This is a genomic window from Corynebacterium oculi, from assembly GCF_001412105.1.
Lineage (GTDB): Bacteria > Actinomycetota > Actinomycetes > Mycobacteriales > Mycobacteriaceae > Corynebacterium > Corynebacterium oculi.
In genome coordinates this window covers 399,279-417,798 of sequence record NZ_LKST01000002.1, presented here as the reverse complement: position 1 = coordinate 417,798, position 18,520 = coordinate 399,279, and the positions used below count along the sequence as shown (strand labels likewise).

The following is an 18,520-nucleotide window of genomic DNA, read 5'->3' as shown; positions in this document are numbered from 1 at the left end:
TCCGTGCGGGCCTGTAGCACTTGCGCAGGGGAAGATGTCTGCTAACTTTATAGAGCATATTCTTTTCCCGAGTGGCCTCACCAAGCGCAAGAGCAGCAGGTCGTTAGAGAGTACCAAGCCAGGTTGCGCCGGAGGTGCGGCCGCAACGAGACGAAAGTGAACACGAGTATGCAGAAAACGAAGAAGCTTACTGCTGGTTTCGCCGCTGGCCTTTGCGCTCTGGCGATTGGCGTTACCCCGGCCCACGCGGCTACCACGATGTACGTGGAGGAGGGCTCCTACTCCTACGTTGCCCGTTACATCATGATGGTGCCCACTGACGTGGTGATCTCCGTGGCTGAGGTTTTCAATGACGGCTCCGCTGAAGATGAGGCCGCTCCCGAGGCTGAGGCCGAGACCCAGTCCGGTGGCGTGGAGCTGTCTAGCCTGAGCGAGGGCGATACCTTTGCCAGCCAGATGGTGGAGCTTGCCGGCAAGACCATTGACAACGCCACCAGCAGCAAGGGGCGTGGCGGCCTGATTAACGCCGTGACCACCTACGATGACGGCACCACCCTGAGCTTCACCAAGGAAGCCGGCGCCGCCGAATACAAGCTCGTGGGCATCGAGTAAATACTGATCCGCGCCGCCAGCGCGACGGGGCATGGCCTTAAGGGCTGTGCCCCTATTTTTATGCCCAGGAGCCTCCGCCGCGTGGTCTTGACCGCCGGTATCGGATGGTTGCGCCCCCGTAGTGGCTCCAGGATAATGGCTCTTTGGATTAGCCCCGTGCATGAAAGAGATAGCATCCCTCAACGGTGAAGGATAAACAACCCTATGAGCAATACCAATAACATTCCCCCGCAGCCCGGCCCCGGGGCAACCAAGGCGGACAATAGCGAGCAGAAAAAGCGCTGGCCCGCCGTGCTCATCGGCGTGGTGATCTTCATGGTCATCGTCGTGGCGGCTGTGTGGGCCCTGGTCTCCGGCGGAAACGGCAATGATGAGGCCCAGGACAGCGCGGCATCCGCTCCCACCAGCGCCTACGTGGATGACTCCGGCCAGCAGGAACACGAACTGGAGATGGCGCCGGGTGAGTCCGATGACGTCTCCGAAATGGAGATCACCGTGGGCGATGAGGGGGGCGCCCCGGTGGACCCCATCCAGGTTACGGAGGATGGGTATCTTATCCCGCCGCAGGACGTCTCCCGCCTGGGCTGGTACTCCTCCTCCGCCGTGCCGGGAGACAAGGGCAACGTGGGATCCTCCGTGATTACCGGCCACATTAACTTCGCCGGGCAGGGCGAGGGCTACGCGGCCAAGTTTGTGAAGCTGAAGAAGGACGATACCTTCACCATCGCCGTGAACGGCGAGGATCGAGAGTTCCGCGTGACGCAGGAGCCCTATCACGTGACCAAGGGGGCGGACTTCTCCGACGTCATGGACGATCAAGACGGCGAGAATCGCGTGGCGCTGGTGACCTGTGGCGGCGAGTTCGTGGGCGGGCAGCTGGGCTATGCAGATAACATCATCACGCTCGCCGAGCCGGTGTAAGTTTCTGCGGAAGTACCGTCCGCGTTATCCCCATGCTCCGCGGCTTCGGCCGCCTTGTGTCCGCGCGAGGAGCATGGGGATAAAGCTTTATCTGGGCACTCGATGAGCCCGCTGGGCCGCCCTGCTGGCCTGGAAATTGCGGTGATGCAGAAAGGGCCTGCTCCCCTGTTTTTACTGGGGAGCAGGCCCTTCGGCTGTCCTAGTGCGTTATGGCCGGATCAAGAGGGCTATACGCCGAGCCCGCGCGCAATGGTGGGCCAGGAGGCGCGCAGATCCTGCTGCCAGTAGCCCCAGGAGTGCGTGCCGGTGTTGTGGAAGTTGAAGTCCGCCGGGATATTCAAGGAATCCATCTTGGCCTTGAGGTTATGGGTGCACATGTTGGTGCCGCCCTCGATGATCCCGCCCAGGCCGATCGTCTGCGTCATGGCCCAGGCCTTTTGTACGTCGCTATAGTCCTTGAAGCGGGGGCCGTTGGGCATGTCGTTCTCCCCGGCGGTGCCGGAGCCGTTGGACACGTACACCTGGGTGCCCGCCAACTTATCCGCATTAACCAGGGCGTCGTTATAGCGATTGACCTCGCCGCCGCGCGCGCCCCACATCTTTTCAAAGGAAAGTCCCTGGAGGGTGTTGTGGTCCAGGGTCAGTGCCACGGAGGCGTAACCCAGGGGGGTGGAGGTCTCGGCGCAGCCGGAGAAGGAACCCACGGCGTCGTAAAAACCGGGGTTGTGCTGGGCCAGCAAGAGGGAAGAGGTGGCGGACATGGACATGCCGGCGATGGCACGCTGTCCGTTGGCGTGCAGGTACCCCTCCACGGGGCCGGGGAGTTCCTTGGTGAGGAAGGTCTCCCACTTCTGCGGGCCGCCCAGGGCGTCTACGTCCTCGATCCAGTCCGTGTAGTAGGAGAACTTACCCGCCATGGGGATCACCACGTTGATTCCCTTGTCCAGGTAGAACTCGATGGCGTCGGTCTGCTGCACCCAGTTGGCGGTGCCCTCCCCGCCGTCGCCGCCGTTGAGGAGGTAAAGGGTGGGGGCATCCGGGCGATCAGCCTTAATCAGCGCCAGCGGCACGTGGCGGTTCATGGCGGGGGAAAACGCGCTGACTTCCTCCACGCGCTCGCCGTGCTGCCGCACGATCTTGCGCCACAGGGGGGAGCCCTCCGGCTCTGGGCCGGGCACGGGCGTGATGGTGGCGGGGGCGGCGTCTCCGGCCACCTGTGCTGCCGTGAGTTCCGCAGCGGTGGCGGGAACGGCGGCGGTGAGCGCGGTCGCGGCAATCGCGGTGGCCGCAAGCGGGGCGGCGAAGGCGGTCTTAAGGAACTTCATGCTGGAACCCTTGGTGGAATTATGTGTGCAAGATAAAACGGTGCGTGGTAAACGGGTAAAACCCTGGCGGGGTGTCCGCCAGGGTTTTACCATCAAGCCGCGAGGGGCATGGGCCGCAGACTTAGATGGACTGCGGGATCTCCGGGAGATCCAGGTTGCCGTCCAGATCCAGGAGGTCGGAAAGATCCAGATCCAGGATGTCGGAGGAACCGTTGTTACCGGAGAGCTCGGTGAGGTCAGCGATGTCGGAGGAGCCGTTGTCGCCGGAGGAGAGCTCGGAGAAATCACCCAGGAAGTCTGTGGAGCCGTTATCGCCAGAGGACAGCTCAGAGAAATCCAGGAAATCGGTGGAGCCCTGGTTATCGCCGGAGGAGAGCTCGGAGAAATCACCCAGGAAGTCTGTGGAGCCGTTATCGCCAGAGGACAGCTCAGAGAAATCCAGGAAATCGGTGGAGCCCTGGTTATCGCCTGAGGAGAGCTCGGAGAAGTCGCCCAGGAAATCCGTAGAGAACTGGTTGTCGCCGGAGGACAGCTCGCTCAGGAAGTTAGAGGAACCGTTGTCGCCGGAGGAGAGCTCGGAGAAGTCACCCAGGAAATCGGTGGAGAGCTGATTGTCGCCGGAGGACAGCTCGGAGAGATCCAGGAAGTCCGTGGAGAACTCGCCCTGGTTGTCACCGGAGGACAGCTCGCTCAGGAAGTTAGAGGAACCGAAGTCATTGTCACCGGAGGACAGCTCGGAGAGGTTCAGGTCACCGAAGAGGTCGGTGGAGAACTCGCCCTGGTTGTCACCGGAGGACAGCTCGGAGAGATCCAGGAGGTCGGTGGAGCCGTTGTCGCCGGTGGAGAGCTCGCTCAGGAAGTTGGAGGAGCCGTTATCGCCGGAGGACATCTCAGCGGGGGAGAAGTCACCGAAGGTGGAGCCCAGGTCGCCCACCTGAATGTTCTCGGGCAGGGTGAGCTGCGGGGTCAGGCTGATGTCCGGGAAAGCCGGAAGGGCCGGGATCTCGGGGAACTGAATGCCGCCGGTGCGCAGCTGAACGAGCAGGTCACCGATGGGACCCTGAACGAACTCGTTGATCTTAAGCAGGAAATCCATGTGTGCAAGTACTCCTTGTTAGCCCTGGGCTGTAACAGATGCGTGCAGCCTAACAAGGCTGGAAAGATCACGCAATGGTTACGGGTGGAAACTCGGGGGTATCTATGTGCCGGCACGGGGCCGGAGGGCTACTTAGGGGCTTATCGACGCCCGCTTGAGGGCGGAGGAAGGGGGAAAAGACAGGAAAGTGGCATCGGTTACGTATGGAAGATCACTTTTATGGGGACTTATGGCGAATCTGTGCTACGGGAAAAGATCTAGGCAATATGCCCCCGTTAGGGGGTGGCGTATTCTCGTCGGTACATATCCTCCCTGAGTAGAAAGGAAACTCCATGACCCCCCTGGAGAACCTCACCCTGGCCATCAGCGATTTCCTGGGAAGCGCCGCGAACCTTGGCTCCTCGAATATTGCGGAGCTTTCCGTAGCCCTCCACCTGTTCTAGAGATACAATCCGAGCGGCCCGGGACAAGACATGCGTTCTTTGACGTATTCTGAACGGCATGAGCGAACATTTTGATGTAGTTGTCCTCGGCGCCGGCCCCGGTGGGTACGTTGCCGCCATTCGCGCTGCTCAACTGGGGAAAAAGGTGGCAGTGGTGGAGAAGCAGTACTGGGGCGGGGTGTGCCTCAATGTGGGCTGCATCCCCTCGAAGTCGCTGCTGAAGAACGCCGAGGTGGCCCACATCTTCCATAAGGAAGCCAAGACCTTTGGCATCTCGGGGGAGGTGTCCTTTGACTTCGGTGCGGCTCATCAGCGCTCCCGCAAGGTATCCGCCGGGATCGTCAAGGGAGTGCACTATCTGATGAAGAAGAACTCCATCACGGAGATTGACGGCCTCGGATCCTTCAAGGATCCCTCCACCATTGAGATCGTGGAGGGCAAGGATGCGGGCAAGACCGTAACCTTCGATGACGTCATCATCGCCACGGGCTCCGTCGTGCGCACCTTGCCGGGGGTGGAACTCTCTGAGAACGTGGTGTCCTTTGAGGGGCAGATCCTCAACGAGGAACTCCCGGAGAAGATGGTGGTGGTCGGCGGTGGGGCCATCGGGATGGAGTTCGCCTACGTGTTGGCGAACTACGGCGTGGAGATCACCATCGTGGAGTTCATGGATCGCGTGCTGCCGAATGAGGAGCCGGAGGTCTCCAAGGAGATCGCCAAGCAATACAAGAAGCTGGGCGTGAAGCTGCTTACCGGATACAAGACCACGGCGGTGCGGGATCACGGTTCCTCCGTGGAGGTGGACGTGGAATCCAAGGATGGTTCCAAGAAGGACACCCTCACGGTGGATCGCGTGCTGGTTTCCGTGGGGTTTGCCCCGCGCACCGAGGGCTACGGCCTGGAAAACACCGGCGTGAAACTTACCGAGCGCGGTGCCATCGCCATTGATGAGCGCATGCGGACCAACGTGGATCACGTTTACGCCATCGGTGATGTCACGGCCAAGCTGCAACTCGCGCACGTCGCGGAAGCGCAGGGCGTGGTGGCTGCGGAGACCATCGCGGGCGCGGAGACCCAGGAGCTGGGCGATTACATGATGATGCCGCGCGCCACCTTCTGTAACCCCCAGGTGGCTTCCTTTGGCTACACCGAGGCGGCGGCGAAGGAGAAGTGGCCGGATCGGGAGATCAAGACGGCCGTGTTCCCCTTCAGCGCCAACGGCAAGGCGGCGGGCCTGGCGGAGACGGCGGGCTTTGCCAAGATCGTGGCGGATGCGGAGTATGGCGAGCTGCTCGGCGGGCATATGGTGGGCGCCAACGTGTCGGAGATGCTGGCGGAGCTGACGCTGGCCCAGCGCTTTGACCTCACCGCCACCGAGATTGGGCGCAACGTCCATATTCACCCGACGATGTCCGAGGCGATCAAGGAGGCCACCGAGGGCATCGAGGGGCACATGATTAACCTCTAAGCCGTAGCGGGTTTGAAAGGGGCTGCCTATGGGCGGCCCCTTCTTTCTTTGCGCCTGACCAGCCCCGACGAAAGTTTGACGCCTTACGGGGCTAGTGTCTCCCGCCCGCACCCCCGCGGCCGTCGATAAGTGACAAAACTCACTTTACCTCCCGCCGATGAAACTTCCGGCAAAGTCTTTGCACCTCGCGGCCGATAAGGTAAACCTCATGCCGCACCACTTAGAGGTAACCCTAACCTAAGAAAACGTGGAATATCCCACAGAAAAGCCCTCCTGGTGTGCTGGAACCTGTCTTTGGACTGTGAGTTTTGTCCGTCCCACATTTATGGTTGAGACGACATTGGAGGTGCCATGACTGTAAAGAATCCAGACCGTGAGGCAATCCGTCACGGCAAAATCACCGAAGAGCCGCTGCGGCAGGCTCCTAAAGTTCCCTCGTGGGCGCTCAAGCTGGGCATGGCCGTTACCGGCCTGATCTTCGGCGGCTTCGTGCTCGTGCACATGGTGGGCAACCTGAAGTTATTTATGCCCGATCATGCCGGCGTGCCCGCGATCAACGAGTACGGCGAGTACCTGCGCACGATGGGCGAGCCGATCTTCCCGCGCGAGTCGATCCTGTGGATCTTCCGCCTCGTGCTGCTGGCCTCCCTGGTCATCCACGTCTACGGGGCCATCGCCCTGCATAGCCGCTCGCACGCCTCGCGCGGTAAGTTCCGCCGCACCAACCTGCTGGGCGGCATGAACTCCTTTGCCACCCGCACCATGCTGGTCACCGGCACCGTGCTGCTGCTCTTCATCATCTTCCACATCATGGATCTCACCCTGGGCGTGGAGCCGGCCGCCAGCGCTGTGTTCGAGCACGGCGAGGTGAAGGCGAACATTCTGGCCAGCTTTGAGCGCTGGCCGGTGGCGATCTTCTACATCCTGAGCATGGTGATCCTCTTCCTGCACCTTTCCCACGGCATCTGGCTGGCGGTGAGCGATCTGGGCATCACCGGCCAGCGCACCCGCTCCGTGCTGCTCTTCGTGGCATACCTGGTGCCGGCCGTGGTCATGCTCGGCAACATCATCATGCCGCTCTCCGTGGCCGCCGGTTGGATCAGTTAAGGCAAGGAAGTAAGGGTTACAAGGATTCAAGATGAGCAACCAAAAGCAATTCACCGCCCCTGATTCCACCGTGGCGGGCGTGACCGTGGGCCGGGTTCTTGACGCCCACGAGCCCCAGGGCGTGCCCACCAAGGACATGTGGGAGTACCAGAAGGATCACATGAACCTGGTCTCCCCGCTTAACCGCCGCAAGTTCACGGTGCTGATCGTGGGAACTGGCCTCTCCGGCGGCGCGGCCGCGGCCGCCCTGGGCGAGCTGGGCTACAACGTGAAGGTGTTTACCTACCACGACGCCCCCCGCCGCGCCCACTCCATCGCCGCCCAGGGCGGCGTGAACTCCGCCCGCGGCAAGAAGGTGGACAACGACGGCGCTTACCGCCACGTCAAGGACACCGTGAAGGGAGGCGACTACCGCTGCCGCGAGTCCGATTGCTGGCGCCTGGCCTACGAGTCCGTGCGCGTGATCGACCACATGAACGCCATCGGTGCGCCCTTCGCCCGCGAGTACGGCGGCACCCTGGCCACCCGTTCCTTCGGCGGCGTGCAGGTCTCCCGCACCTACTACACCCGTGGCCAGACGGGGCAGCAGTTGCAGCTCTCCACGGCCTCGGCCCTGCAACGCCAGATCCACCTGGGCTCCGTGGAGATCTTCACCCACAATGACTTCCAGGATCTCATCGTCACGGAGGAAAACGGCACCAAGCGCGTGCGCGGCCTGGTGACCCGCAACCTCATCACCGGCGAGCTCGCGGCTTTCACCGGGCACGCCGTGGTTCTGGCCACCGGCGGCTACGGCAACGTGTACGGCATGACCACGCTGGCGATCAACTCCAATTCCTCCGCGATGATGCGCGCCTACGAGCACGGCGCATACATGGCCTCCCCGGCGTTCATTCAGTTCCACCCCACGGGCCTGCCGATTAACGCCGATTGGCAGTCCAAGACGATCCTGATGTCCGAGTCCCTGCGCAACGACGGTCGCGTGTGGCTGCCCAAGGAAAAGGACGATCAGCGCGACCCGAACAGCATCCCGGAAGAGGAGCGCGATTACTTCCTGGAGCGCCGCTACCCGGCCTTCGGCAACCTCGTGCCCCGCGACGTCGCCTCGCGCGCCATCTCCCAACAGATCAACGCCGGATATGGCGTGGGGCCGAAGAAGAACTCCGCCTACCTGGATTTCCGTGATGCCTTCGAGCGCCTGGGCCGCGCCACCGTGGACGAGCGATACTCCAACCTCTTCAAGATGTACGAGGAGGCCATCGGTGAGGATCCCCACAATGCACCCATGCGCATCGCCCCCACCGTGCACTTCACGATGGGCGGCCTGTGGACGGACTTCAACGAGATGACCTCCATCGACGGCCTCTTCGCCGCCGGCGAGTGCTCTTGGACGTACCACGGAGCGAACCGCCTGGGCGCGAACTCGCTGCTCTCTGCCTCCGTGGACGGCTGGTTCACCATTCCGTTCACGGTGCCAAACTACCTGGCCAACCACCTCAACGAGCCACTGCTGGCCGATGATGACGCCGCCGTGACCGAGGCTCTGGAGCGCGCCCAGGCGCGCCTGGATCGTCTGATGAACACCAAGGGCACCGATCCCCACGGCCCGGAGTACTACCACAACCAGCTGGGCGAACTCCTCTACAAGGCCTGCGGCGTGGCCCGCAACGTCAAGGACATGAGCGAGGGCATCGAGGCGATCCGCGCCCTGCGCGAGGAGTTCTTTGCCAACGTGCGGATCCCCGGCGGGCAGCATGAGATGAACCAGGTGCTTGAGCGCGCCACCCGCGTGGCCGATTACCTCAACCTGGCGGAGCTGATGTGCGTGGACGCCCTGGATCGCGATGAGTCCTGCGGCGCGCACTACCGCGAGGATCACCTCTCCGAGGAGGGTGAGGCCGAGCGCGATGATGAAAACTGGTGCTTTGTCTCCGCCTGGGAGCCGGACGGGGAAAACCGCTTCATCCGCCACGCCGAGCCGCTGTACTTTGAATCCATCCCGCTCCAGACAAGGAACTACAAGTAATGAAGCTTCATCTTGAGATCTGGCGTCAGGCCGGACCGACCACCGACGGCGCCTTCGAGAGCGTGGACGTGGACGACGCCGAGGAGCAGATGTCGATCCTGGAACTCCTCGACTTTGTCAACGACAAGCTCATCGAGGAGGGCAAGGAGCCCTACGCCTTTGCCTCCGACTGCCGCGAAGGTATCTGCGGCACCTGTGGCCTTTTGGTTAACGGCCGCCCGCACGGCGCGGCCAAGAACTCCCCGGCCTGCCAGCAGCGCCTGTTCAACTACTCCGAGGGCGATACCCTCAAGATCGAGCCGCTGCGCTCCGCCGCCTACCCGGTGATTAAGGACATGGTGGTGGACCGCTCCGCGCTGGATCGCGTGATGCAGCAGGGCGGCTACGTCTCCATCAACGCCGGAACGGCCCCGGACGCCGATACCCTCCATCTCAACCACCAGACGGCGGAGTGGGCGCTCGATCACGCTGCCTGCATCGGCTGCGGCGCGTGCGTGGCGGCCTGCCCCAACGGCGCGGCCCACCTCTTCACCGGAGCCAAGCTGGTGCACCTCTCCAAGCTGCCGCTGGGCTCCGAGGAACGCGGCAAGCGCGCCCGCAAGATGGTCGATGAGCTGGAAACGAACTTCGGCCACTGCTCCCTATATGGGGAGTGCGCGGACGTATGCCCGGCGGGTATCCCGTTGACGGCCGTGGCGGCCGTGACCAAGGAGAGGGCGCGAGCTGCTTTCCGAGGCAAGGACGACTAAGCTAAGGGTCATTCGACCTGCACGAGAAGAAAGCGAGTAAGGCGCTCATGTCTAACACGCATACCCCGGAAGCCGTGGGGCGCATGCACTACATTGACGGCTATGAGCCGGTGAGCTACGAAGCCCCCCACTCCTCCCTGCTGCGCACCGAGACCTGGGTGGGCATGGGCCTTGTGCTGGCGGCGCTGTGCCCGGCGGGCATCGCCCTCTTTGCGGTGGCCCTCATGGTCTTTGGCAACACCGGCCAGGCGGACATCACGCCCAGCGTTCTCCTGTGGATCGGGCTGGTGCTCACCGCGGTGCTACTGGTGGCTGGCTCCCTGATGATTAGCTACGGCCGCCGGTACTACAAGCAGTACGTCAAGGAGACCGGGCGCAAGAACTAGGCTCCGGGCATGTCCGCGCTCACGGGCGCGAGCGGGCCGCTTCTCCCCCAGGCTGGGAGGGGCGGCCCGCTTTTTCTACACTGTCATGTATGCAACGCAAGATATTGCTCGTGGCCACCGGGCTCATCAGCCTGATTACCGGCGTGACCCTGATTATTTCCGGGCTCCAGGGCCTATAGGGGGTAAATGATATGGCAGAACACGCACGCGGTTTCCGGCCCGTTCCCGGCCCCAGCGCGGAGGCGGAAGAACACCGCCGCCGCGCCCTGCGTAAGCACAAGGCCCTGGTCACAGGATTGCTCGTGGTGGCGGCGCTCATCTTTCTTGCCTGCTCGTGGTGGCAGCAGCAGCCCGGCGGCGCCCCGGCGTGGGTGGGGTACGTGCGGGCGGCGTCGGAAGCCGGCATGGTGGGCGGGCTCGCGGACTGGTTTGCCGTCACGGCGCTGTTTAGGCACCCGATGGGCCTGCCCATTCCCCACACCGCGCTGATCCCCAAGAAGAAGGATCAACTGGGAGATTCCCTCTCCGGGTTCGTGGGGGAGAACTTCCTGAACGCGGAGCTCATCACGGAGAAGGTGGCCACGGCGGACCTTCCCCTCCACGCCGGGCGCTGGCTGGCTAAGCCCGCGAACGCCCAGCGCGTTTCCGCCGAGGCCGGGCGGCTGGCAGGCAACGCCCTCCGGGCGATTGATCCGCAGGACGCGGAGGGCCTGATCCGCCGCCTGCTGGTGGATAAGGCAGCCGAGCCGCAGTGGGGGCCGCCCGCCGGGCGTGCCCTGGAACAACTCATCGAGGACGGCAAGACGGAGCCGCTTATCGACGACGCGATCGCCTGGTTGCACCGCAAAGTACGCGGCTCCCAGGAGCTGATTATTCGGCTGCTCGACGAGCGCAAGCCGGTGTGGGCCCCGCGCTTTGTCAACGACCTCGTGGGAGAAAAGATCTACCGGGAACTGGTGAACTGGACCGCCGACGTGGCCGCCGACCCTGAGCACGAGGCACGCCGCGCCCTGCGCCGCTTCCTGGGCCAACTGGCGCTGGACTTGCAGCACGATCCGCAGATGATCGAGCGCGTGGAGGGGTGGAAAGCGGAGATCATGGCGTCTCGCCCGGTGGCACAGGCCGCCCCGGCGCTGTGGCGCGCCACGTCCACCTCGCTGATCCAGGCGGCCGAGGACTCCCAATCCCTGCTGCGCCGCACCGTGGAGGACTACTCCTTGCATTGGGGGCAGCGCCTGGTGGCGGAGCCGGAATTGCGGGCGGAGGTTAACCGCAAGGTGGTGGCCGCCGCGGCCTTCGTGGCCGATAACTATTCCGGGCAGATCACCGCCATCATCTCCGATACCGTGCGAGCCTGGGATGCCCAGGAGGCCAGCGAGAAGATCGAGCTGATGGTGGGTAAGGATCTTCAGTTCATTCGCCTCAACGGCACCATCGTGGGTGCCCTGGCGGGCCTGGCGATTTACACGATCTCTCAGTTGCTCTTTGCCGCTTAAAAGCGCTGGCTATACTCGGCCCCATGAGTTCAGGCAAGAACCACGTTTCCGAGGTGTGGCGGGCCGGGCGCGAGGCGGCCCGAAGCACCGGCGAGGTGATCGGAGAGTTGAGCGAGCATCTGCGCCAGCCCGAGGAACGCGGGCGGCACGCCCTCCACGAGGAAAAAGTGGTGGATCACCTGCGCGGGCCCGCCCAGGACTTCGCGGATCAGCGCAGCGTGGACTCCCTCAAGGAGGGAGCCGGCCGGGTGGTGGGGGCCACCGGGGAGGCCCTGGGATCGCTGGTGGGGCGCGTGGGCCGAGCGGCGGCCTCCACGCGGAACTCCGAGGCCGCCGCCCAGGCCGGACGGGCGTTTCAGCGGGTGGGGGAGACGGTGAATAAGGCCGCCCGGGAGGCGATGGGTGTGAGAGACAAGGGCGACAAGTCACAGGATATTATCGACGGCGAAGTGCTCTCGGAGACGATCCACGAGGAGGAGAACCGCCGTGACTGAGATCCTGACGATCCTTTATCGGAGCCTGTACTACCTAGAACTGGGCATCTACCTGGGGGCCGCCCTGGCGGGCCTAGTGGGGCTCATGCTGCTCGCCTTCACCCGGCCCGATGCCTTTCCCGCCGCCGATCGCCAGAGCAAGTGGACGTGGATGGCGCTGCTGGCGGCGGGAACCTGCGCCTGCCTGATCGGCCCGCGTTTCCCCTTCATCTCCATCGCCGGGGTGGTGATCGTGGGGCTGTACTGGTGGGATCTGCGCCCGCAGCTGCGTGATCTCCTCGGCGGCCAGCAGGGCGGCTGGTGATGCGGGATCTCACCCGCGCGGGGTCCGCGCAGGCGGTGGCCCGGGCGATCGCCGAGGGGGAGAACGATCTGGTGGTTCCGGCCTCCTGGGTTCCCGAGGAGATACCGGAGGGGGTTCGGGTGATAGTGGCCTGTGGTTTTCCCACCGGGAGGCACCACCCGCTCATCAAGGCCTCCGAGGCGCGCCTAGCGGTGCAGAGCGGGGCCACGGGGGCTCTGATAGTGGTGGACGCCTCCGCCGGGGAATACGCCTGGACGATTGACCTCGTTACCGCCCGCGAGGCCGTGAGCGAGCAGGTGCGCCTGGCCGTGGGGATCGACGCCCAGGCCCCCAACCGCGCGGAGATAGAGCGGGTGGCCCGGCGGGCGGGGGCGGAGGCCGTGCTGCTGGTGGAGCGGGACGCCGCCGGTGGCTGTGGTTATGGGGTGCGCAGCTCCGAGACGTGAACGCCCTCGCCGCTCACCGTGGCGCGCAGCCCCTCCCCGGTGACCTCGGCGCTAGTGATGGACAGCCCCCCGGAGGCCAGCAGCTGTTCCTCCACGCCCTGCTGCAACTGGCGGGAAATTTCTTGGGTCACGGTGGACGGTAGATCGAAGCCCAGCACCTTGGTATCGAGCACCTCGAAGTGGGTGCGCCCCTCGCTGGTTATGGGGGTGAAATCCAGGCTGCCTGCGCCGTTATTGAAGTCCACGCTGATGGTGCGGGTATCCGGGTGGGAGGTTACCCCCGTGACCTGCACCAACTGGCGGAGAAAGGCCGAGCCGATGTCCCCGGAATCCTCGGTGCCGCCGTTGATGTTCTGCTGCAAGAGCGCCAGCAGGAATTGGTTGCTCAGCTCCGCGGTGGCCTCCAGGTGTCCGGCCACGGGATCGTTGCGATCCGCGATGTTGAGGTTGCGCAGGGAAATATCCGCCGCCGGATTACCGGAGGCCACCCCGTTATCCACTCGCAGCGTGGAAGGCGTGTGCACGGAGACCTCCCCCAGATTCTTGCTCAGCAGGCCGAGCAGCACGGGGGAAGCACCAAAGGAAATGGAGGGATCCTCGGTGAGTTCCGTGCCGTCGGCCTGCGCCTGGGCGCGGAACTCCTCGGCCAGATCCCTGTTGACGATCCACCGCGCGCCGAACTCTGCGGCGACCAGCAGAAGAATCAGAACAACGACGATCGTGCTAAAAATCTTGGCCGTTTTTGACATGGGCCTAGTGTACGGGCTTTACGGCGTTGGCGAGCGCTAAGCCGCAGAGCCGAGGGAGGCGGAGCCAGACACGGCAGACCACGGCACGGTGAGCACGTTATCTCGCAGGGGACGGCGCTGCCGATCCACGGGCCACCCGCTCCGGTAGAGCAGTTCCTTGGCCTTGCGCCAGCGCACCCGTGGCCCGTAGGGCGACCACCCCGCGCAGCGATCCCAGGCGGCGTCGCACTCGCTCAACAAGCGATGCACGGCCTCCCCGGGAACGTTGCGGTGAATAAGCACCTTGGGCAGACGCTCGGCTACGTCGGAGGGGCGCTCCACGTCAAAGGGATCCCAGGCCAGGGTGAGGCGGCGGGCACCGTGGCGGTCCAGCACGATCCAGGCGGCGCGCCGCCCCAGCTCATCGCAGGTGCCCTCCACGAACAACCCCCCGGGCGCGAGGCGGGAGGTCACCGAGGACCAGGCGTGGCTGACATCCGCCACGTCATATTGCCGCAGCACGTTAAAGGCGCGCACCAGGTGCGGGCGATGCCCGGCGAGTTCAAAACCGCCCAGCCCAAAGGTCACGCCGCCCCGGGGCGGGAGAACACGCTCGGGATCAATCTCCAGGCCAAGCACCCGCACGTCCGCGCGGGTGCGGCGCAGCCACCGGGCCCACTCCACGGTGGTGGTGTGGCTGGCTCCGTAGCCGAGGTCAATGGCCAAGGGAGCGTCCGCGCGCAGAAGAACGCGCCGCGCGGGTTCGTGGTGATAAAGCCAACGATCGCAGCGGCGCAGCCGGTTGTATCCGGTGGTTCCCCTGGTAATCACGCCCACGGGGCCCCGTGCGGGAAACTGCGTCCGCAGGTTATGGGCGTGATCGGCCATTTAGAGGTTCTCGTTGATCCAGGTGGAGATCAACTCGCCCTCGTTCTCAAAGATCTCCCCCAGGGCGTCGGCCACCTTGGGCTCGATGGCGCCACCCATGAACGGGATGTTCACGGACACCTCGTTCTCATAGTCAAAGGTGGTGGTGCTCTCGTCGCCGGAGATGGTGGCCTCACCCTTGTAATCCACGGGGGTGCCCTTGACGTCGGCGGTGTACTCCAGCTCCGCGCGGCCGTCGGTCAGCGGGCCCACGGTGACCACGCGCTTGACCTTCAGGGCCTGGGAGACCATGGAGCGCACGGCCTCGGGCAGGACGTCGAGAGGCAAAACCTCAAAGAGGGTGGCCTCACCGCCACCATTATTCTCGGTGAACTCATGCACCTCGCCCGGCTCCGGGGAGAGGCGGGCAACGTCATATGCCCAGAAATCGGCGTTGGTCAGCGCGGCGTGCACCTTCTCCACCGGCTGATTGATCGTTACGGTGTTCTCACTACGAGTAGCCATGCCCTAGAGACTACCGTGAGAAGGGTGAGTGATGTAGCCCTGCCCCAACGCCTCGATAATATCCCCGGTGCCGCCTGTGACACCTCGCTGAGCCTCACGGACCTCACCACCCTGCGCCTCGGCGGAAAGCCCCGCCTGACGGTGCGCTGCGCCACCGCCGAGGCCACCGCCGAGGCCGTGCGAACACTCGACGAAGCCCAGATTCCGCTGCTCATCGTGGGCGGAGGCTCCAACCTCGTGGTGGCCGACGGCGACCTTGACCTCGTGGACCTCGTGGTGGTGCTCCTTGAGGACACCGACGTGCAGATCAACCCGGACACCGGCATCGTGCGGGCGGCCGCCGGGGCCACATGGGACGACGTGGTGCGCGCCACGGTGGAGGCCGGGCTCGGCGGGCTGGAATGCCTCTCCGGGATCCCCGGCTGCGCGGGAGCCACACCCGTGCAAAACGTGGGAGCATACGGCGTGGAAATCTCCGACGTGCTCACCCGGGTGCGGCTGTGGGACCGGCGCACCGGAGAAACCTCGTGGGTACCGGCGGGCTCGCTGGATCTGGCCTACCGCTACTCCAACCTCAAGTTCACTCACCGGGCCGTGGTCCTAGACGTGGAGTTCCAGCTGCGCACTGACGGCCTCTCCGCCCCGCTGCGCTTTGGGGCGCTGGCCAGGCAACTCGGGGCGATGGAGCCCGGGCAGCGGCTGCCCGCCGCGCAAGTGCGCGAGGCCGTGCTTGCGGTGCGCCGCAGCAAGGGCATGGTGCTGGACGCGGAGGATCACGATACCTGGTCCGCCGGCTCATTCTTCACCAACCCGGTGGTCAGCGAGGCGCTTGCCGACGCCGTGGCCGCCAAGGTGGGGGCGGCGGGGGCGGATACTATGCCGCGCTTTCCCACGGGCGAGGGGCGGGTGAAACTCTCCGCAGCCTGGCTCATCGAGCGCGCGGGATTCCCCCGAGGCTATCCCGGTGAGGGGGCGCCGGCGCGGCTGTCCACGCGCCACACCCTGGCGCTGACGAACAGGGGCGAGGCACGCACCGGCGACGTCGTGGCCCTAGCGCGGGAGATCATCGCCGGGGTGAAGGAAGCCTTTGGGGTGGAACTGGTCTCCGAGCCGGTGTGGGTGGGCGTGAAATTGTGAGGGCTATTCCTGTGACGTGCGTTTTGACCTCCTATGGGCCCTTTGCCCGAGAACACAATTCCTCCGGGGAAGCGGCCCGGCGAGCAAGGGAATGCTTGGAAAAAGAGGGAATAGCCGTGGTGTGTCGAGAAATTGACACGGCCTGGGGGAGTTTCGCCACAGATCTAGATGCCCTGGTGCGGTGCTATACGCCCAAGGTCATTGTGAGCCTGGGTGAAAGCGCTAAGATTACCGTTTCCGCCGTGGAACTGGTGGGCTATAACAAGCGCGAAGGCATAGACGCCGACGGCGCACGCAGCACCGGTGCCGTGGATGAGAACGGCCCCTCGGAGCGCCGGGCTCCCGCCGAGAACAAGGCCGCTGCACAGGCCACCAAGCAGTCCGGTCACCAGCTCAACCTCAGCTATGACGCCGGCCGTTACCTGTGCAACGCCGCGCTATACACGAACCTGGGCTTCCTGGAGAACGGTCGCGTGGATCACGCCGCCTTTGTTCACGTCCCGGCCCGTGAAAAGGGTGCTGCGCAGACGCAGAGTGACGGCGAGACCGTGGCTGCCTTTGTGAAGAACCTGGTAGGCAATGCAGTGGACTGAGCCCCCAAGTCTCAGGCCTCCTTGGCCCCCAGGTGTTCGATGAGATCCGCCTGTACTTGGCGGCGTCGGATCTTGCCCATCTGATCCCGGGCTAGTTCCTCGAAGTGGTAGAACGTGCGCGGCACCTTGTACCTGGTGAGGCGCTCGCGCGCGTACTGCTTGAGGCCCTCGGGATCGAGGGCGGCGCCGGGGTTAAGAGTGATGCAAGCCACCACGGATTCGGAGCCGTCCTGGCGGGGTACGCCCACCACCGCGATGTCCGCGATGTCCTGGTGATCCCGCATGACCTCCTCCACCTCGCTGGGGTACACGTTGAAGCCGCCGGTGATGATGACCTCTTTGATCCGCGCCACCAGGCGGATGAAGCCGTCTGGTTCCATGACGCCTACGTCGCCGGTGCGGTACCAGTCCTCGTAGAAGGACTTGGCCGTGGCCTCCGGGTTGTTGAGGTAGCCCTTGAATACCTGCGGCCCGCGCACCAGAACCTCGCCCTCGGTGCCGTCGGGCACGGTGCGGGAGAGGTCCTCGGGGTCGGCGATGCGCACCTCGGTGTCGGGGAAGGGAATGCCCACGTAGCCGGGGCGGCGCTGCGTGGACATGGGGTTGCCCACGATGATGGGGGAGGTCTCGGTGAGGCCGTACCCCTCCACCAGGAGGCCGCCGGTCATGGATTCCCAGCGCTCCACGGTGCTCACCGGCAGGGTGGAGGCTCCGGAGAAGGAGCTGCGCACCCCCTTGATGGTGATGTCTGCCTCTGCGGCGGCTTCCACGATCTTCTCGTAGAGAGTGGGCACGCCTGGCACCCAGGTGGGGGTGTGCTTCTTCATCACTTCCATGATGAGGGGCACCTGGGGGCTGGGCAGCAGGATGAGTTGGCCGCCGATGAGGAAGGCCAGCGTGGCGTTCATGGTGAGGCCGTAGGCGTGGAACATGGGCAGCGCGGCGAGCATGCGCTCGTCCTGGTCGCCCAGGCCCGGCACCCAGGCCTTGCCTTGAAGAATGTTGGCGTAGAGGTTGCCGTGGGAGAGCTGCGCGCCCTTGGGGGCCCCGGTGGTGCCGGAGGTGTACAGGATCAGCGCGATGGTGTCCTTAGTCACCGTTTCGAGGGAAACAACGTCCGAGCCGTTGCCGCCCAGCTGCGGGGAGAGCAGCAGATCCCAGGGTACGGTGTTGGGGGCGGGGGCGGTGAGTTGGGAGCGCGTCTTTTTGATCTTGGGGATCGGCAGGCGCAGGGCCAGGCGCTTCAGCGGCGGCATGGCGTCCACCATGTTCACGGAGATGATGGTTTCCAGGTGGGTGCTGCTGCGCAGTTTTTCAAAGACGTCGGCGGATTTATCCCAGTTCACCACCACCCGCGCCCCGTGGTCGAGGAAGGGGTGCTCTAGCTCGTGCGCGGTGTAGAGCGGATTGTGCTCCACCACCGTGGCCCCGAGTTTGAGGATGGCGTAGAAGATCACGATGTGCTGGGGGCAGTTGGGCAGCGCCACGGCCACGCGATCGCCGGGGCGTACCCCCAGGGCACGCAGGCCGGCGGCGGCGGCGCGCACCTGCTCGTCGATGTCCGAGTAGGTTTGGCTGCGGCCAAAGAACCAGGTAGCGGGCTTTTCCGGCTTGGTGGCCAGGGTATGATCGTACATGTCGAGCAGGGTGGTTTCCCCGTAGTCGAGGTGGTGGGGTGTCCACTCCGGGTAGTGCTTGAGCCACGCTTGTTCTTCTGCGGCAGACATCGGTCTCCCTTCCTGTGGCGCCGGGCAGCGCGCGCTGGGCAACAATAAGTTTCCTTCGCTTGACTATACG

19 protein-coding genes are annotated in these 18,520 nt (G+C 64.5%); 13 read left to right on the top strand and 6 right to left on the bottom strand.

Annotated features, from left to right (window positions below; all coding sequences use genetic code 11):
* The first annotated feature begins 168 nt into the window (after nt 1–168).
* A complete protein-coding gene (locus tag Cocul_RS06015; protein WP_055122379.1) occupies nt 169–612 on the top strand; it encodes a hypothetical protein in 444 nt (147 codons plus the stop codon).
* 204 nt (nt 613–816) lie between these two features.
* Nucleotides 817–1,533, top strand: coding sequence for a class F sortase (locus Cocul_RS06010; RefSeq protein ID WP_055122378.1), 717 nt, complete (start codon nt 817–819; stop codon nt 1,531–1,533).
* A gap of 227 nt (nt 1,534–1,760) precedes the next feature.
* On the opposite strand, the gene Cocul_RS06005 is transcribed toward Cocul_RS06010, so the two are convergent.
* Together Cocul_RS06005 and Cocul_RS06000 are read right to left on the bottom strand one after the other, a co-directional pair.
* Nucleotides 1,761–2,858: an alpha/beta hydrolase gene (locus Cocul_RS06005; RefSeq protein WP_055122377.1), complete on the bottom strand. Its 1,098-nt coding sequence runs from the start codon at nt 2,856–2,858 to the stop codon at nt 1,761–1,763.
* 121 nt (nt 2,859–2,979) lie between these two features.
* Nucleotides 2,980–3,954: a hypothetical protein gene (locus Cocul_RS06000; protein ID WP_055122376.1), complete on the bottom strand. Its 975-nt coding sequence runs from the start codon at nt 3,952–3,954 to the stop codon at nt 2,980–2,982.
* Between the two features lie 501 nt (nt 3,955–4,455).
* Here Cocul_RS06000 and lpdA point away from each other — a divergent pair.
* The 9 genes from lpdA (at nt 4,456) to Cocul_RS12815 (ending at nt 12,873) form a co-directional block, all read left to right on the top strand.
* Nucleotides 4,456–5,865: a dihydrolipoyl dehydrogenase gene (gene lpdA, locus Cocul_RS05995; protein WP_055122375.1), complete on the top strand. Its 1,410-nt coding sequence runs from the start codon at nt 4,456–4,458 to the stop codon at nt 5,863–5,865.
* A 351-nt stretch (nt 5,866–6,216) separates the two neighbouring features.
* A complete protein-coding gene (locus Cocul_RS05990) occupies nt 6,217–6,972 on the top strand; it encodes a succinate dehydrogenase cytochrome b subunit (protein WP_055122374.1) in 756 nt (251 codons plus the stop codon).
* Between the two features lie 31 nt (nt 6,973–7,003).
* Nucleotides 7,004–8,998 (top strand): fumarate reductase/succinate dehydrogenase flavoprotein subunit, encoded by a 1,995-nt coding sequence (locus Cocul_RS05985; RefSeq protein ID WP_055122373.1) that lies wholly within the window; start codon nt 7,004–7,006, stop codon nt 8,996–8,998.
* Nucleotides 8,998–9,747: a succinate dehydrogenase/fumarate reductase iron-sulfur subunit gene (locus tag Cocul_RS05980; RefSeq protein WP_055122372.1), complete on the top strand. Its 750-nt coding sequence runs from the start codon at nt 8,998–9,000 to the stop codon at nt 9,745–9,747. Before Cocul_RS05985 ends, Cocul_RS05980 begins: the two co-directional genes overlap by 1 nt.
* 47 nt (nt 9,748–9,794) lie before the next feature.
* Nucleotides 9,795–10,133 (top strand): hypothetical protein, encoded by a 339-nt coding sequence (locus Cocul_RS05975; RefSeq protein WP_055122371.1) that lies wholly within the window; start codon nt 9,795–9,797, stop codon nt 10,131–10,133.
* Between the two features lie 191 nt (nt 10,134–10,324).
* Nucleotides 10,325–11,629, top strand: coding sequence for a DUF445 domain-containing protein (locus Cocul_RS05970; RefSeq protein WP_055122370.1), 1,305 nt, complete (start codon nt 10,325–10,327; stop codon nt 11,627–11,629).
* Nucleotides 11,630–11,652: 23 nt separating this feature from the next.
* Nucleotides 11,653–12,123, top strand: a complete 471-nt coding sequence (locus Cocul_RS05965; protein ID WP_055122369.1) for a hypothetical protein — start codon at nt 11,653–11,655, stop codon at nt 12,121–12,123.
* Nucleotides 12,116–12,427: a DUF2516 family protein gene (locus tag Cocul_RS05960; RefSeq protein ID WP_150114392.1), complete on the top strand. Its 312-nt coding sequence runs from the start codon at nt 12,116–12,118 to the stop codon at nt 12,425–12,427. Before Cocul_RS05965 ends, Cocul_RS05960 begins: the two co-directional genes overlap by 8 nt.
* Nucleotides 12,427–12,873 (top strand): hypothetical protein, encoded by a 447-nt coding sequence (locus Cocul_RS12815; RefSeq protein ID WP_055122368.1) that lies wholly within the window; start codon nt 12,427–12,429, stop codon nt 12,871–12,873. Before Cocul_RS05960 ends, Cocul_RS12815 begins: the two co-directional genes overlap by 1 nt.
* On the opposite strand, the gene Cocul_RS05950 is transcribed toward Cocul_RS12815, so the two are convergent.
* From Cocul_RS05950 to Cocul_RS05940, 3 genes are read right to left on the bottom strand one after another with little or no spacing between them, the layout of a single operon-like run.
* Complete coding sequence (locus tag Cocul_RS05950; protein WP_055122367.1) at nt 12,846–13,622, bottom strand: LmeA family phospholipid-binding protein; 777 nt, start codon at nt 13,620–13,622, stop codon at nt 12,846–12,848. The genes Cocul_RS12815 and Cocul_RS05950 overlap by 28 nt on opposite strands.
* Before the next feature lie 36 nt (nt 13,623–13,658).
* Nucleotides 13,659–14,489 carry a class I SAM-dependent methyltransferase gene (locus Cocul_RS05945; protein ID WP_055122366.1) on the bottom strand — a complete coding sequence of 277 codons (831 nt, stop codon included), beginning with the start codon at nt 14,487–14,489 and terminating at the stop codon, nt 13,659–13,661.
* Nucleotides 14,490–14,993, bottom strand: a complete 504-nt coding sequence (locus Cocul_RS05940; RefSeq protein WP_055122365.1) for a DUF2505 domain-containing protein — start codon at nt 14,991–14,993, stop codon at nt 14,490–14,492. It abuts the gene before it with no gap.
* Between the two features lie 24 nt (nt 14,994–15,017).
* Between Cocul_RS05940 and Cocul_RS05935 the strand changes: the two genes are divergently transcribed.
* Together Cocul_RS05935 and Cocul_RS05930 are read left to right on the top strand one after the other, a co-directional pair.
* A complete protein-coding gene (locus Cocul_RS05935; RefSeq protein WP_055122364.1) occupies nt 15,018–16,130 on the top strand; it encodes a UDP-N-acetylmuramate dehydrogenase in 1,113 nt (370 codons plus the stop codon).
* Complete coding sequence (locus Cocul_RS05930; protein WP_082422193.1) at nt 16,109–16,723, top strand: pyroglutamyl-peptidase I family protein; 615 nt, start codon at nt 16,109–16,111, stop codon at nt 16,721–16,723. The genes Cocul_RS05935 and Cocul_RS05930 overlap by 22 nt, the downstream gene beginning before the upstream one ends.
* Before the next feature lie 11 nt (nt 16,724–16,734).
* Here the strand turns inward: Cocul_RS05930 and Cocul_RS05925 are convergent, their stop codons facing one another.
* Nucleotides 16,735–18,450, bottom strand: a complete 1,716-nt coding sequence (locus Cocul_RS05925; protein ID WP_055122362.1) for a long-chain-fatty-acid--CoA ligase — start codon at nt 18,448–18,450, stop codon at nt 16,735–16,737.
* Between the last annotated feature and the right edge of the window lie 70 nt (nt 18,451–18,520).